Here is a 14915-nt window from a genome sequence, read left to right on the forward strand (position 1 = left end):
GAGCGTGAAACCGGATGACCCTGCCCGAGACCGTGCCCGAGACCAAGGCCGCCTCCTTCCGCTGGCGGCGCGAGGACACCGTCAAGACAGCCGGGCTGATGGGTGTGATCGCCGCCCTCCACGTCGTCGCCTTCGGCATCCTGTTCCTCCTCGTCGCCCCCGGTCACTACGAGGTCGGCTCCAAGGCCTTCGGCATCGGGCTCGGCGTCACCGCCTACACCCTCGGCATGCGGCACGCCTTCGACGCCGACCACATCGCCGCGATCGACAACACCACCCGCAAGCTGATGGCCGACGGCAAGCGGCCGGTCTCGGTGGGCTTCTGGTTCGCGCTCGGGCACTCCAGCGTCGTGGTCGTGCTGGCCGCGATGATCGCCGGCGGCACCCAGCTGGCGGGCCGGGTGATGAACGAGAACTCCCGCACCCACCAGGTGCTGGGCTTCATGGGTACGACGATCTCGGCCACGTTCCTCTATCTCGTGGCCGCGCTCAACCTCGTCGCCCTCGTCGGCATCCTGCGCGTCTTCAGGGCGATGCGGGCGGGTTCGTACGACGAGAAGGAGCTCGAACAGCACCTCGACTCCCGCGGCTTCATGAACCGCCTCCTCGGCCGCCTCACCAGGTCCATCACCCGGCCCGGCCAGATGTTCCCGCTGGGCTTCCTCTTCGGCCTCGGCTTCGACACGGCGACCGAGGTCACGCTGATGGTGATGGCCGGCTCGGGCGCGGCGGCGGGACTGCCCTGGTACGCGATCCTCTGCCTGCCCCTGCTGTTCGCGGCCGGCATGAGCCTGTTCGACACCCTCGACGGCACGTTCATGAACTTCGCCTACCAGTGGGCGTTCTCGAACCCGGTGCGCAAGGTCTTCTACAACCTCACCATCACCGGCCTGTCCATCGCCGTCGCCTTCGTCATCGCCACGATGGAACTCCTCGGCCTCGAACTCGGCAACGTCGGCTACCTCATCGTCGGCCTGTTCGTGGTGGTGTGGGCGGCGGCACTGGCGTACTGGAAGCTGGCCAGGGTCGAGGAACGCTGGACGGCACAGGCACAGGCACAGGCACCGGCACAGGCACAGGCACAGGCACAGGCACCGGCACAGGCCGACACCGACCAGGTGTGCTGACCGGACAGGCCCGCAGGGTCCGCCGCCGGCTACACGTACGCGGCCAGCCCCTCGGACAGCAGCGTGAAGGCGTGTTCGGCGTCGGCGACCGCCTCCGGGTAGCGGTCGTCGGCGGACCGGCCGCCGGCCACCGCCTGGAAGTTGTCCATGGACAGCAGCCTCTGCGTACCCACCATCTGGCTCGCCGCGAGGCGCGCGGTCAGGGCGGGGACCTCGGTGGTGTCCCGCAGCGCCTCCGCGAGCGCGCGTTGCGCCCCCTCGTCGAAACGGACCATGCTCGTGCGCAGCGCCGGGGTCCGAAGGATCATCCGGGTCAGCGCCAGGATCTGCGGGACGTCGTTGAGGCCGGTGATCGGGTCGCGGTCGCGCAGGCCCGCCATGAAGTGGTCGCGGAGGGCTGACAGCGGCCCGACGGCCGACGGCCGGGCGCGCACCACGCGGGCGGCCTCGGTCTCGTGGTCGGCGAGGCGGTGGATGACGAGCTCCTCCTTGGTGGCGAAGTAGGCGAACACCGTCCGCTTCGACACCTCGGCGGCCTCCGCCACCTGTGCCACCGACACCTGGTCGAACCCGTGCTCAAGGAAGAGCGCGATGGCCGCGTCCGAGATGGCGGCATGGGTCCGAGCGCGTTTGCGTTCACGCAGCCCTGTCATGCCCCCACCGTACCAAATATCTGCACCCGGATTCTTCTTGCATCCGGATTCTCATTGCACTCGAATCCTTCTTGCACTCGGTGTATATTTTCACTCGGTCGAGTCCAAGGAGGAGCGATGACCGACGTGATCGTGGCGGGTGCCGGACCCACCGGGCTTACGCTGGCCTGCGAGCTGGCGCTGGCGGGCGTGCGGACCCTGGTGGTCGAGCGTCTGCCGCAGCGGGTCGAGCAGATCAAGGGCGGGGCGATCCAGCCGCGCACCCAGGAACTGCTGGAGCTGCGCGGCCTGCTGGACCCGATGCGGGCCAGGGCAATGGCACGCGAGCCGGTGGGCGGGCACTTCGCGTTACTGCCCGTGCCGCTGGACTGCACGGCCTGGGACACCGCGCACCCCTACCCACTCTCGATCCCGCAGTGGGAGATCGAGGAAGTGCTGGAGCAGCGGGCCACGGAGCTGGGGGTCGAGGTGCTGCGCGACACCCCGTTGACGGCCGTGGAGCAGTCCGAGGACGGCGTGGTCGTGACCGCGGGCGACCGGCGGATCGAGGCCCGCTGCCTGGCGGCCTGCGACGGCGGGCACAGCACGGTCAGGAAGCTGCTCGGCGTGCCCTTCTCCGGCAGGCCCGGGACGTACACGGCGATCCTGGCCGACGTGCGACTGTCGTCCGTGTCCGACCTCGTGCCGAAGACCCAAGGGCACATCAGCACGCTCACGCGCGAGGCCGGCCACCGCTGGGTGATGCTGGTGCCGGTCGGCGGCGACCGCTACCGGTTCACCGGCGGGACGGTGGACGAGGAGGACCTGCCCAGGGACAGGCCGGTGACCTTCGAGGAGATCGCCGAGACGCTGCGCGTCGTGTACGGCGAGGAGACCGTCCTGGCCGCCGTGGACAACGCCTCGCGGTTCGGCGACGCCACCCGGCAGGTCGACCACTACCGGGTGGGCAATGTGTTCTTCGCCGGTGACGCCGCGCACATCCACCCTCCCTTCGGCGGGCAGGGCCTGAACCTGGGCGTGCAGGACGCCTTCAACCTGGGCTGGAAGCTGGCCGCCGTACTGCGGGGCCGGGCCGAGGCGGACCTGCTGGACACCTACCACGCCGAGCGGCACCCGGCCGGGGCGTGGGTCCTGCACATCACCCAGGCACAGCGGGTCTTCGCCGCCCCCCGGCCCGGCGCGGACGTCGTCGAGCTGCGCCAGGTCTTCACCGACCTGATGCGCCTGCCCGAGGCCAACCGGCACCTGGCCGGGCTGATGTCGGGGCTGTCGCACTCCTACGACGTCCCCGGCGGCCACCCGCTCGCCGGGCACCGGGTCGCCGGTCTCGATCCGTCGCTGTTCCGGTCCGGCCGACCCGTCCTGCTCGACCTGGCCGGACTCCTCCCGCCCCACCTCGACGCCGTCCGCGCCGAGCCGGTGGACGGACTGCCCGGGGCGGTGCTGGTCCGCCCCGACGGCTACGCGGCCTGGGCGGCGGACACAGCCCCCGACCTGGACGCCCTCGTCGGCGATCCGTGCTGGTCCCTCCTGGCCCAGGGCCTTTCGCCCTACCGCTCGACGGTCTCCAGGTAGAGCTTCACGAACCGGTCGACGTCCACGTCCAACGCCACGTCCACCAGGGTCTGTTCGCGGACGCCCTCGTGGATCTCGGACTCGCCCGGCCGGGGCCGGCGGTCGACGATCGTCTGACCCCGGCCGGGACCGGGGGCGAGGCAGACCTCGACAGGCAGCAGGCCGGTGGTGATGCCCTCCGGGTCGGCGACCGCGCAGACCGCGCCCGCGTCACCGAGGCCGCCCGCCGCCTCGGCCTCGGCGGAGCCGCCCTGCGTGGCCGGCCGGTGGGCGAGCAGCTCGCCGGCCAGCCGGGTGCCGGGCTCGGTGCTCGCCCGCAGCCGCCGCACCTGGACGCCGGGGACGACGACCCGCTGGAAGACGTCCAGCCCGTACATGGTGATCGGCACCCCGGCGGTGAGCAGGATCGCCGCCGCCTCCGGATCGTGCCAGACGTTGAACTCGGCGACGGGCGTGGCGTTCCCGGTGGCCACCGCGCCGCCCATGAACACGATCCGCTCGATGTTGCCGGTCACCTCCGGGTGGGTGCGCAGCAGCAGGGCGATGTTCGTGAGCGGGGCCGTCGGGATCAGGGTGACCGGGCGGGGCGAGGCGAGGATCTCGCGGCGCAGCAGCGTCACCGCGTCCACTGCGGCCGGGGCCCGGGTGGGCGCGGGCAGCCCGAGGTCGCCCATCCCGTCGTGCCCGTGCACGTGCCGGGCCGAGCGGGACGGCTCGATCAGCGGCCGCTCGGCACCCCGGGCCACCGGGATGTCCGGCGCGCCCGCCTGTTCCAGCACGGTCAGCGTGTTGCGGACCACCCCGTCGACGTCCGTGTTCCCGGCCACGCACGTCACCGCGCGCAGCTCCAGGTCCGGGTGGCGGACGGCGAACAGCAGGGCGAGGGCGTCGTCGACACCGGTGTCGCAGTCGATGATCACGGGGATGGGCTGACCGGTCACGGCGGACTCCTTCCGTCGTGACCGACACTAGGGCCTGCCAGGTCACTCCCACAGGGCGGTACCGCGTGCCCGCACCCGGTCGCCGATCCGCCGCAGCAGCTCGTCGACGGGAAGGGCGCCCGGTCGCCGGCCGTCCCGCAGCCGTACGGCGGCCAGGCCCGCGCCAGCCTCCCGGTCGCCGATCACCGCCTGGTACGGCACCAGGCGCCCCGCGCGGATCCGGGCGCCCAGGGTGCCCTGCCCGGGACCGGAGAGTTCGGCCCGCAGGCCCCGCGCGGCGGCCTCCCGCACCACCGCCTCCGCCTGCTCCGCCTGTGCCTCGGCGACCGGCAGCACGACCAGTTGCACCGGCGCCAGCCAGGCCGGGAAGGCGCCGCCGTGCTCCTCGACGAGATGCGCGACCGCTCGCTCCATGCTGCCGATGACGCTGCGGTGCACCATGACCGGGCGGTGTCTGGCCCCGTCGGCGCCGATGTGGTGCAGGTCGAAGCGTTCGGGCTGGTGGAAGTCGATCTGGACGGTGGACAGGGTGGCCTCACGGCCGGCGGGGTCGGTGATCTGCACGTCGATCTTGGGGCCGTAGAAGGCTGCCTCGCCCGCCGCCTCCTCGTACTCCTGCCCGGACTCCTCCAGCACCTCCCGCAGCATCGCGGTCGCCCGCCGCCACAGGGCCGGGTCGGCGACGTACTTGCCGCCCTCGCCGGGAAGCGAGAGACGGTACCGGGAGGCGCGGATGCCGAGGTCGGCGTAGGCGCGGGCGATCAGGCCCAGGGCCGCCCCGGCCTCCTCGACCGCCTGGTCCAGGGTGCAGAAGACATGGGCGTCGTTGAGCTGGATGGACCGCACCCGGGTCAGCCCGCCCAGCACCCCGGACGGATCGGAACGGTACATGGCACCCAACTCCGCGATCCGCAGCGGCAGTTCGCGGTAACTGCGGGAGCGGGAACGGTAGATGAGCGCATGGTGGGGGCAGAGGCTGGGGCGCAGCACGACCTCCTCCGCCCCGAGCCGCATGGGCGGGAACATGTCGTCGCTGTAGTGGTCCCAGTGACCGGACAGCTCGTACAGCTCCCGTTTGCTGAGGACGGGCGAGTACACGTGCCGGTACCCGGCCGCGCGCTCCGCCTGACGGACGTACTCCTCCAGGGTGTGCCGTACGACGGCCCCGTCCGGGAGCCAGTACGGCAGCCCCGCGCCCATCAGCGGATCGGTGTCGAACAGGCCCAGCTCACGGCCGAGCCGGCGGTGGTCGTGCATCGCGGTCTCCTCGCGGGTGGTGTGGTGGCCGGGACGAGAACCGGGACGCACACACACCGAAGCCCCGGGGCACTCGCCCCGGGGCTTCGGACTTGAGGTCACCTGTCAGCGCACCGGGACGTACTCCGGCGTCGTCGTACGGAAGGGGGAGGACGGGGCGCGCTTCATGGGAGGGACGCTAACAAGGGCGCGTGGGCGGGGCCACGCATTTTCCCGCCGGACGGCACCCCTCACCCGGACGGCCCGGACAACTGGTGGCCCGCCGGAGGCAATGGTGCCGTGGGTACATGCGCCGCCGCCCCACCCCCGCCGCCGCCGTCGCCGTCACCGCGGTCACGCTGTTCACCGCCTCCGCCTGCCTGGCCGGCACGCCGGGGCAGGCCCGGGATCCGCTCGCCGCCCCCGTTTCGAGCGGGCCGGACACCGGGGCCGGCTCCGCTCCCGGCCTCACCGACGCCCAGACCCGGGCCGCGCTGATCAACGAGGCCGATCTCGGCGCGCCCTGGATGCCGTCCGAGGGCGCGGCGACCTGGCGGGACGGGCTGCTGAAGGCGACGACGACCGCGTCGCCCGACTGCCAGCGGCTGCTGGAGGCGCTGTACACGGAGGAGCCGTTCGGGCGGCCGTCGGGCAGCCGGGCCGTGTCCGCCCTCGACGACGGCGACGACCAGGCCCAGCTGCGTTACCAGGTCGCCGCCCACCGCCCGGCGGACGTGGACCGCGCGCTGGCCTGGCTGCGGACGCTGCCGAGCACCTGCGGACAGTTCCTGGCGACGACCACGAGCTCGGGCGTCGAGACCGTCCAGGTCGAGGAGCTGCTGCTGCCGGCCGTCGGGGACGCCCGCCAGGGCCTGCGGGTGACGCTGACCGGCGAGAGCGACATGAACGGGCAGTCACCCGTGCTCACCCTGGAGGTCGCCGCGGTACGGGTCGCGGACGAGGCGATCGTGCTCACCGACGGCGCGCTCGGTTCCGTACCCCCGGACGACAGCACCCGCCGGGCCCTGGAACTCGGCGCCCAGCGCCTGACCCAGGTCCGCGCCCAGGCCCGCACCCAGGCCTGACCGCCCACGGTTCAGGCCCGCTCCTCGTGGAACCGCTCGCGGTGGGCGACCACGTCGTGGGCCATCTCCAGCGCGGTACGCCCGCAGGCGAAGGCGTGGCCGCGCAGGCGGGCCAGGGCCTCGTCCGCGTCGATCCCCAGCTGGGCCATGATCATGCCGATGGCCTGCTGGATCTCGTTGTGCCCGGTGGTCAGGCCGCCGAGCCAGAAGCCGTCCGCGCGGCCGACCTCCTCGTCCCGGGGCAGCGACATCAGCGCCGTGGTCAGCGCGCCCGCCAGCAGCCGGGCGGTGTGCAGATCGGGGCCGGCCAGCTCGCCGGGGTCGGTGCCGTACAGGTCGAACGTGCCCACGCACACCGTGGAGTCGCCGAGCGGCAATGAGTACGCCGCCCGGATCCCCGCGCCGGTCGCCTGCTGCGCGTACACCGGCCAGCGTGCCATGTCCTGCCCGGCCGTGAGATCGCCGGCGAACACCGCCGCGGTGGTCTCCGCGGCGCACACGCACGGCCCCTCGCCCAGCGTGGCCTGCATCTCCGCCACACCGGCCGCCGTGTCGTCACTGGCCCCGACCAGCACCGGCACGCCCTCGCTGCGCAGTGACACGCTCGCGCCGGTCACCGGCAGCAGTTCGACCGCGGCCGCGCACAGCCGCTCCGGCACCTGCTCGGCCGTCGCGCCGCGCACCGCCGCGGCCAGGGCTTCCGCCGGGTCCTCGAAGTGCGGTGCCGCGTTTCCGGGAACGCCCGGGGGGCGCCGCTCCTCCCCTGCGCCGCCGGAACCGCCGAGACGCGCACCGTCGTCCCTGGGCCGCACCTTCACCGCCTCCTTCAGCCTCGGCCCGGCCGTCGTCGAAGGCTCCCGGAGCAGGTCACCCTGCCCGAGAGGACTTTCGACTACCCGTGGCGAGGGGGGCGAAACAGCTTTTGGCGCCGCTCAGAGCGGAGGCTGCGCGGGAGCCGGCCCGAGGGTGGTGGTGCCGGGGGCCGTACGGTGCCCCAGCCCCGTCCGGTAGGCGTCCAGGGCGGCCTCCACCCGCCCGGTCCGGCGCAGCAGGTCGCCGAGCAGCCGGCACAGGTCGGCGAGGTCACCGGCGGCGCCCGCCCGCTCCAGCAGGCTCAGCGCGCGCACGTAGTGCTCCTCGGCGGCCTCCGTGTCCCGGGCGTCCTCGGCGATGATCCCGAGCAGGCGGTGCGCGGCCGCCGAGTGCACGGCGCCCCGCTCCGACGACAGGTCCCCGAGCACCCCGTGCAGCAGCTCGGCGGCCTCCTCCGACTTGCCGCGCCGGTGCAGGACGTCGGCGAGCTCGACGGCGGCCTGGCTGCTGTAGAGGGCGGCGCGGGTGGCGGAGAGCATGGTGAGCGCCTCGCGCAACTCGTGTTCCGCGCGCTCCAGTTCACCGTCCTGGGCGTACACGTACCCGCGCATCCAGTGGCAGTTGGCGAGTTCGGTACGGATCTGGAGCCGGCGGTAGAGCTCGGCCGCCTTGGCCAGGGAGGCGTCGGCCTCGGCGACCCGGCCCTCGGCGAGCAGGGTACGGGCGACGGAGCGGTGCATCCGAGCGAGCAGTGCGGGGTCCTCGACCTGCGGCGCGAGCGCGAGGGCGAACTCGGCGGCCTGGGCGGCGCGGGCGTGGGCGCCCATGTCCATGTAGGGGCCGATGACGCTGGCGTAGAGCAGGAGCAGCGCGTCCGGGTCGTGCAGCCCGCCACGGTTGAGCTCGTCGACGGTGGACTCCAACAGGTACACCGCGTACCGGAGTTCACCGGCGAGGTAGTGGGCGACGGCGCGGCCGCGCAGGGCGGGCACCCGCACCGGGAGCGGCTCCGAGGCCATCCCCTCCTCGGCACGCTCGAAGTACTGCCTGGCCTCCACCAGATCACCCGTCTCGAGGGCGCACTCCCCGAGTCCGAGCAGCGAGGTGGCCTGTTCGCAGGCCAGCCCGTGCGTCTCCGCCTCCGCGAGCAGGGCGGCGTACTGGGCGGCCGCCTCCTTGGCCTCGCCCGTGGCCAGGGTCCGCTGTGCCTCGGTGAGCCGCAGCCGCAGATCGGTGGCCAGGTGGGGGGAGCGCCCCAGGGCCAGCTCCTCGAAGGTGACGCCGAGCCGGCCCGCGATGTGCCGCAACGCCTCGTCGGAGGCCCGCGCCCGTCCCGCCTCGAGCGTCGAGACATAGGCGGGCGTGTAGGCGGGTTCCGCCAACTGTTTCTGCGTCAGACCGCGTTCCGCCCGCAGCTGCTGCACCCGGCGCCCGATGGTCTCAGGATCGTCACGTTCCTGCACCCCCAACTCCCCCTAAACCCCTTGCCGTTCGGCTTGGCCAGCCCCTAGGTTAAGCGTCGCATTAAACATGGTTAATACGCCGCTGTTGTTGCGAGGTCGCCGTGCTCGGACGCTCAGCCGCACGCTACGGACGCCCCACCGAACGGTACGCCAGAGGTGTCGCCGCGGCCGTGGTCGCCGTGGCCGCCCTCGTCACGGCGGCGAACGCGGGCCCGGCCCGCGCCGCGGACAGCACCCACGCCACACCCTCGGCCCAGCACGCACCGCGCCGCTAGGCCCGGCCGGGCCCCGGCGCCGCCCGGAGGCGGCGTGCGCGTTCCCTGATGGTCACTCAGCTCGTCGTGCCGGCGGTTCCCCTGGGGCTTACTGCCGAAGGAGTGACGATATATCAGATTATCACCTTGAAAGGCTAACTGTCCCTCAAGTTCCCTTTCGCCAGGGGCACTTCACACGCAGCCGACCGGCCGGGAGACCCTCCGGCATCCCTCGTTCGGAGCCCTGAGAGCAGCCTTCCGATTTGCCCGATATGACAGCCATGGTGGTGGTTAGTACGTTCAATCACGTGCCGGCTGTCCCGGCCGGTCTCTCTCAGACAGGAGAAGCTGCATGCTGAAGACCCGCCGCTCCACCGCTGTCACCGCGGGAGTCGTGGCCGCCACGGCCCTGGTCGCGGGCGGCCTCACCTACGCCTCGGCCGCCTCCGGGCCGGTCGACCAGGCGCCGGCCGTCCAGAAGGCGGAGGCCATGCAGGAGCCCGCTCTCGGTACCGGCACCGGTGGCGACCCCGGAGGAAAGGGCAACGAGGGCAACAACAATGTCAGCGCCTTCGTGGGCAACATCGGAGGCAACAGCTTCCAGGGCAAAGGCCGCGAGGGCCGCCACGAGGAGCGTCGCCACGAGGACGAGGGCCGGATCGACGTCAACGAGCGGAGCTACTCCAGCCGCCCGGGCGACTGCATCACCGTGCTCCTCCTGGGCGGCGCCAACAGCCTGAACATCCGCAACGACAGCCGCAGGACCGTCGAGGTGTTCAACGGAGTGGTCTGCGACAACGGCGCTCCCATCGCCACGGTCGGGCCCCACAGCTCCAGCTTCGGTGTGATCCCCACCTTCCCGGTGCCCGGCCTCGGCGTCGGCGCGGCCAGCTTCCGGGTGGTCCGCGACAACCACGACCGCGACCACGACCGCGACGACGACAACGACTGGTGAACCTGATGCCTGAGATGGAGCCCCCGGCCCGCCGCAATCGGGCCGGGGTACCCGTCCAGGCCACCCACCTGGGGCATTGCGCTCCGGGCGGTAGCCCAGTAATGACCATTCTCCGACACCCCGGACGTCGTGCACGCCCTGTCAGCGCCGGACAGGGCGTGCACGACCCCTCCACCCGTGCGGCAGCCCCGCCCTTCCACCCGCCCCTTCGACCCATGACTCCCGCCGGAGCGCCTGCCGTTGACGCCCTTGCCGCGCCCGGGCCGCCGGCCCTTTCCTCCCGGAGTTCCGGCACCGCCGGACGGGTGACGGACGAAGGCCTAACCTGACCCCCATGACCTCCGCCGCCGCCCGCACCGCCCTCGACCTGACCGCCGGGCTCCCCGTCCCCTCCCTGGAGGACTTCTACCGGGACCTGCACCGACACCCGGAGCTGTCCATGGCCGAGCACCGCACCGCCGGCCGGCTCGCCGAGCGGCTGCGGACGGCCGGGTTCGAGACGGTCGAGGGGGTCGGGGGGACCGGGGTGGCGGGGCTGCTGCGGAACGGGGACGGCCCGGCCGTGCTGCTGCGGGCGGACATGGACGCGCTGCCGGTCAGGGAGGAGACCGGACTGCCGTACGCCTCGGAGGCGGACGGAGTGATGCACGCCTGCGGGCACGATCTGCACGTCACCTGGCTCGCGGGCGCGGCGGCGGCGCTGGCGGACGGGCGGGAGACCTGGTCGGGGACGCTGCTGGTGGTGGGGCAGCCCGCCGAGGAGACCGGGCAGGGCGCGGCCGGCATGGTCGCGGACGGGCTGTACGAGCGGTTCGTACGGCCGGACGTGCTGCTCGGGCAGCACGCGGCCCCCGGTCCGGCCGGCCTGTACCCGCACGCGCCCGGACTGATCATGTCCGCCTCGACGGACGTGGACATCGTCGTGCACGGGCGGGGCGGGCACGGATCCCGGCCCGAGGCGACCGTCGATCCGGTGGTGACGGCCGCGTATCTCGTCACCCGGCTCCAGACCGTCGTCGCCCGGGAGACCGCGGCCGCCGAGTCCGCCGTGCTGACGGTCGGCCGGATCGAGGCGGGCACCCGGCACAACATCATCCCGGCCGAGGCGCGCATCGCCCTGAATCTGCGCACCCAGTCCGAGGCGGTGCGGCAGCGCATGCTCGCCGCGATCCGGCGTATCGCGCTCGGCGAGTGCCTGGCGGCCGGGTGCCCGAAGGAGCCCGAGGTGACCGTCGGGGCGACCTTCCCGGTGACGGTGAACGACATGGAGACCGACCGCCGGGTCGCCGCCGTGCACGGCGAGGTGTTCGGCGCGGCGACCGTGTTCGACCCGGGCCCGGCGATGGGCAGCGAGGACTTCCCGCAGCTGGCGGCGGGCTCGATCCCGTACTCGTACTGGTTCGTGACGACCACTCCGCACGCGGTGTGGGAGGCGGCGGAGGGCGAGGGCATCCCGGACAAGCTCCAGGCCGTACCGAGCAACCACAGCCCGCACTTCGCGCCCGATCTCTCCACGGTCGCGCCGGGCGTGCGGACGCTGGTCGCCGGAGCCCTGGCTCAATTGTCAGTTGCATGACGTAGCCTGCAAGCGCTTCACTCAGTCGTCACACACGGCCCACAGGGGACACACACATCAGCGGCCGTGTCGCGTGACGCTCCTTTACTTCCATTCGATCCGGGGGGTTCGAATCAGCGTGCGTAAGCGCACCCTCACCACCGCCACCACCCTGGCGGTCCTCCTCAGCTCGGCGGCGCTCGCCGCCACTCCGGCGTCCGCCGACTCCACCAAGATCCTGCCGGTCAGGCAGACCGGTGACATCGTGGTGGACGGCGTCCACAAGCAGGTCTTCGTCAGCGACCCGAGCAACGGCAAGATCGTCGTCACGGACTACGCCGGCAACGTCGTCAAGCAGCTCACCACCAACCTCTCCGGTGTCTTCGGCCTGGAGCTGTCCGCCGACTCGGGCACGCTCTACGCGGCCGTGCAGGACCTGGACGCCATCGCCGTCATCGACACCGCGACCGACACCGAGACCACCCGCTACACGGTGGGCGACAAGCCGCTGAGCGTCGCCCTCGCGGGCGGCAAGCTGTGGTTCGGCTACGGCGGCGCCACCCAGGGCAACCTCGGCTCCGTCGACCTGACGGGCGAGCAGCACGAGGTCACCCTGGGCCAGGACAACGGCTGGTACTCCGCACCGATGCTGGACGCGGCGCCGGGCTCCACCACGCTGATCGCGGGCGCGGTCGGCCAGAGCCCCGTCGAACTGGCCTCGTACGACGTCTCGTCGGGAACCGCGAGCCGGGTGGCGAGCACCCGCGAGGCCGGCAGCAACCTCGGCGACCTCCAGGTCACCCCCGACGGCAAGGACGTCGTGGTGGCCAGCGGCGCACCGTACTACCAGCAGGTGTTCAAGACCGCCGACCTCAACGAGGACGGCAAGTACGTCACCGACGCCTACCCGAACTCGGTGGCCATCGCGCCCGACGGCACGGTGGCGGCCGGTATCGACGGCTCGTACGAGCCGGACGTCTACGTCTTCAAGCCGGGCAGCGGCGAGGCGGTCCGCACCTACGACTTCCCCAACACCGGCCAGACCAGCGGCTCCGACCTGCTGGCCTCCTCCGGGCTGGCCTGGGCCCCGGACGGCTCCCGGCTGTTCGCGGTGTCCAGGAACAGCGAGGGCGTGTACTCGCTGCGCGAGTTCGACGCCCCCGCCAAGGCGGCCACCACCGTCACCGTGGACGCCCCGGCGACGGCCCCCCGGGCCAAGAAGCTCACCGTCAAGGGCACCGTCACCTCGAAGACCGCGCTCCCGGCGGGCGCCCAGCTGACGGTCACCCGTACCGACCTGGACTCCCCGAACGGCAAGGCCCTCGCCCCGGTGACGGTCAAGGCCGACGGCACCTACTCCTTCACGGACACCCCGCCGGCCGGCGGCAAGGTGAAGTACACGGTGGCGTACGCGGGCGACGCCGACCACGCCGCCGCGAAGGCCTCCGACACCGTCGACGTCTCCCGCGCCAAGCCGGCGCTGACGGTCGACAACAACGGCAAGGTGTACTCGTACGGCAAGGACGTGAAGTTCACGGCCCACCTCGGCACGACGTACAAGAACCGCACGGTCGAGATCTGGGCCGACCCGTTCGGCTCCGACAAGACCGACAAGCTGGTGAAGTCGGGGAAGGTCAACTCCGCCGGCAACCTGTCGGTCGTCCTGGACCTGAAGCGGGACACCAAGGTCACCGCGAAGTTCGCCGGCGACGCCCGCTACCAGCCGCGGTCGGCGACCAGCACGGTCGGCGCCCAGGTGAGCGTGTCCACCTCGGTCAGCGGCCACTACAGGACGAAGAACACGTGGGGCCACACGTACTACTTCGTCCACAAGTCCAAGAACCCGGTGATCACGACGAAGATGCCGTACCTCCCGGGCCGGAAGCAGAAGTTCGAGTTCGAGGTGTACTACCAGGGCGCCTGGCGCGCCGGTGACGCCGAGTACTTCGGCATGGGCACCGACGGTGTCTCGAAGGTGGAGATCACCGGCAACCACAGCCAGGACGTCGGCTGGCGCTTCCGGGTCCGCTCCTCGTACATCAACGGCTCCTCCGGTGACACCGTGAACTCCACGACGCACGGCGCCTGGAAGTACCTCACGTTCACCAGCTGAGGCTCAAGCCTGGGTCTGGAGCTGCCGCAGCTGCTGCTGGACATGGTCCAGCGCGCCCTGTCTGCGCCCCGGCACCCTGAGCCGCAACTCCGCGAGCGCGGGCCCGAGTTCACGGGCCCGCGCCGTGTCGTCGATGCACCCCCACTGATGGTGGGCGCGGTCCACGGCCGCCTCCACGGCGGGCGCGTCCGGCGCCTGCCCGGCGGCCAGCCGGGCCGAGGCGACGGCCAGCCAGGTACGGCAGCTGCGCACCGGGTCGCCCGCGAACATCGCCAGGTCCGCGCGGACCTCCGCCCAGTGCAGCGCGTCCGTGGAGCCGGGCCCGTAGGCGCGCGCGGCGGCCTCCTCGTGGCGCGCGGCCAGGGCGTCGGCCTCGGTGTGCCGCCCGGCCTGGACGGCGGCGCTGATCTCGGCATGCGGATCGGCTGCCCCGAGCCGTCCGGTGGCCGTCAGCACCAGGTCGCGGTGGGCGCTCTCGTCGGCGATCCGGGCCAGCGCCTGCTCGTGCAACCGCTCCAGCGGGGGACGCGAACCGCTGCGCAGCAGTGTCGCCACCGCCTTCATGTACGTCGGCGCGGCCACCTGGCGGCGGGTCGGCGGGGGTGCGACCCGGCCGAAGACGGCGTTGTTCCGGCCGGAGTCCAGGGGTGTGCCGTGCAGGTGTTCCCAGGTCTCGGCGTCCGCGTGCAGGTCGACGACCAGGGTGGTCTCGCCGGTGGGGCGCAGCCGCAGCTCCTCGCGGATCCAGTGCCAGGGCAGGGCCGTGTAGCGGACGGAAGCCGGGGTGGTGCGGGCCAGCGCCAGGTGGGGCAGGTGCTGGCGGCGGTCGAGCTGGAGCTGGCCGGTGACGAAGACGGTCAGCGGGCCGGGGGCGGCCGCGGCGGCGCGCAGCCGGGTGAGGACGGCCTGCGGGTCGAGCGGGTCGGCGAGTTCGACCACGTTGGCGGTGTCGGTGCCGGACAGCACGGCGGGGGCGACGGCCGCCAGGACGGGGAGCACGGAGGCCGCGTCCACCAGGCGCCCCTTGCCCATCGGTGAGGCCGCGAGCAGCAGCACGGTTCCGGGCATCGTCCCCCCTTTGATCGGTCAGGCCGACCGGTCCACTCCGTGATCGGTCAGAACAGCACCGTAACCGCTGCGGCTGC

13 protein-coding genes are annotated in these 14915 nt (G+C 72.6%); 7 read left to right on the forward strand and 6 right to left on the reverse strand.

The features are described 5' to 3' along the window. Nucleotides 1-14: 14 nt before the first annotated feature. Nucleotides 15-1127 (forward strand): HoxN/HupN/NixA family nickel/cobalt transporter, encoded by a 1113-nt coding sequence (locus tag ABZ915_RS09580; RefSeq protein WP_361798540.1) that lies wholly within the window; start codon nt 15-17, stop codon nt 1125-1127. Nucleotides 1128-1156: 29 nt separating this feature from the next. On the opposite strand, the gene ABZ915_RS09585 is transcribed toward ABZ915_RS09580, so the two are convergent. Continuing rightward, entirely contained in the window at nt 1157-1780 is a 624-nt protein-coding gene (locus ABZ915_RS09585; RefSeq protein ID WP_361798543.1) for a helix-turn-helix domain-containing protein, read from the reverse strand. A 117-nt stretch (nt 1781-1897) separates the two neighbouring features. Here ABZ915_RS09585 and ABZ915_RS09590 point away from each other — a divergent pair, with 117 nt between their 5' ends. Further along, nucleotides 1898-3355 (forward strand): FAD-dependent monooxygenase, encoded by a 1458-nt coding sequence (locus ABZ915_RS09590; RefSeq protein WP_361798546.1) that lies wholly within the window; start codon nt 1898-1900, stop codon nt 3353-3355. Here ABZ915_RS09590 and ABZ915_RS09595 read toward each other — a convergent pair. Next, nucleotides 3331-4296, reverse strand: coding sequence for a nucleoside hydrolase (locus tag ABZ915_RS09595; protein ID WP_361798548.1), 966 nt, complete (start codon nt 4294-4296; stop codon nt 3331-3333). The genes ABZ915_RS09590 and ABZ915_RS09595 overlap by 25 nt on opposite strands. A gap of 42 nt (nt 4297-4338) precedes the next feature. Continuing rightward, the gene (gene thrS / locus ABZ915_RS09600) at nt 4339-5604 is read right to left on the reverse strand and encodes a threonine--tRNA ligase (protein ID WP_361798551.1); all 1266 of its coding nucleotides are present in this window, start codon (nt 5602-5604) and stop codon (nt 4339-4341) included. Nucleotides 5605-5840: 236 nt separating this feature from the next. On the opposite strand from thrS, the gene ABZ915_RS09605 reads away from it, so the two are divergent. Further along, entirely contained in the window at nt 5841-6617 is a 777-nt protein-coding gene (locus tag ABZ915_RS09605) for a hypothetical protein (protein ID WP_361798554.1), read from the forward strand. A gap of 11 nt (nt 6618-6628) precedes the next feature. Here ABZ915_RS09605 and ABZ915_RS09610 read toward each other — a convergent pair whose 3' ends face one another. Both ABZ915_RS09610 and ABZ915_RS09615 read right to left on the reverse strand, forming a co-directional pair. Next, nucleotides 6629-7429 carry a GAF and ANTAR domain-containing protein gene (locus tag ABZ915_RS09610; RefSeq protein ID WP_361798557.1) on the reverse strand — a complete coding sequence of 267 codons (801 nt, stop codon included), beginning with the start codon at nt 7427-7429 and terminating at the stop codon, nt 6629-6631. A gap of 120 nt (nt 7430-7549) precedes the next feature. Further along, entirely contained in the window at nt 7550-8893 is a 1344-nt protein-coding gene (locus tag ABZ915_RS09615; RefSeq protein WP_361798560.1) for a tetratricopeptide repeat protein, read from the reverse strand. A 101-nt stretch (nt 8894-8994) separates the two neighbouring features. On the opposite strand from ABZ915_RS09615, the gene ABZ915_RS09620 reads away from it, so the two are divergent. The 4 genes from ABZ915_RS09620 (at nt 8995) to ABZ915_RS09635 (ending at nt 13770) form a co-directional block, all read left to right on the forward strand. After that, nucleotides 8995-9168, forward strand: a complete 174-nt coding sequence (locus ABZ915_RS09620) for a hypothetical protein (protein WP_361798562.1) — start codon at nt 8995-8997, stop codon at nt 9166-9168. A 331-nt stretch (nt 9169-9499) separates the two neighbouring features. Further along, nucleotides 9500-10102: a hypothetical protein gene (locus ABZ915_RS09625; RefSeq protein WP_361798565.1), complete on the forward strand. Its 603-nt coding sequence runs from the start codon at nt 9500-9502 to the stop codon at nt 10100-10102. Between the two features lie 334 nt (nt 10103-10436). Next, a complete protein-coding gene (locus tag ABZ915_RS09630; RefSeq protein ID WP_361798568.1) occupies nt 10437-11678 on the forward strand; it encodes an amidohydrolase in 1242 nt (413 codons plus the stop codon). A gap of 118 nt (nt 11679-11796) precedes the next feature. After that, nucleotides 11797-13770, forward strand: coding sequence for an Ig-like domain repeat protein (locus ABZ915_RS09635; protein WP_361798571.1), 1974 nt, complete (start codon nt 11797-11799; stop codon nt 13768-13770). 3 nt (nt 13771-13773) lie between these two features. Here ABZ915_RS09635 and ABZ915_RS09640 read toward each other — a convergent pair whose 3' ends face one another. Continuing rightward, complete coding sequence (locus ABZ915_RS09640) at nt 13774-14838, reverse strand: hypothetical protein (RefSeq protein WP_361798574.1); 1065 nt, start codon at nt 14836-14838, stop codon at nt 13774-13776. Nucleotides 14839-14915: the final 77 nt, after the last annotated feature.

The sequence above is a fragment of the Streptomyces sp. NPDC046915 genome (assembly GCF_040644935.1).
In the GTDB taxonomy this organism is placed as follows: domain Bacteria; phylum Actinomycetota; class Actinomycetes; order Streptomycetales; family Streptomycetaceae; genus Streptomyces.

Excerpts from the sequence above, each read along its gene's own strand:
- ABZ915_RS09630 (WP_361798568.1), top strand. The coding sequence starts at position 10,437 with ATGACCTCCGCCGCCGCCCGCACCGCCCTCGACCTGACCGCCGGGCTC.
- ABZ915_RS09625 (WP_361798565.1), top strand. The coding sequence starts at position 9,500 with ATGCTGAAGACCCGCCGCTCCACCGCTGTCACCGCGGGAGTCGTGGCC.
- ABZ915_RS09580 (WP_361798540.1), top strand. The coding sequence starts at position 15 with ATGACCCTGCCCGAGACCGTGCCCGAGACCAAGGCCGCCTCCTTCCGC.
- ABZ915_RS09585 (WP_361798543.1), bottom strand. The coding sequence starts at position 1,780 with ATGACAGGGCTGCGTGAACGCAAACGCGCTCGGACCCATGCCGCCATC.
- ABZ915_RS09605 (WP_361798554.1), top strand. The coding sequence starts at position 5,841 with ATGCGCCGCCGCCCCACCCCCGCCGCCGCCGTCGCCGTCACCGCGGTC.
- ABZ915_RS09640 (WP_361798574.1), bottom strand. The coding sequence starts at position 14,838 with ATGCCCGGAACCGTGCTGCTGCTCGCGGCCTCACCGATGGGCAAGGGG.
- ABZ915_RS09590 (WP_361798546.1), top strand. The coding sequence starts at position 1,898 with ATGACCGACGTGATCGTGGCGGGTGCCGGACCCACCGGGCTTACGCTG.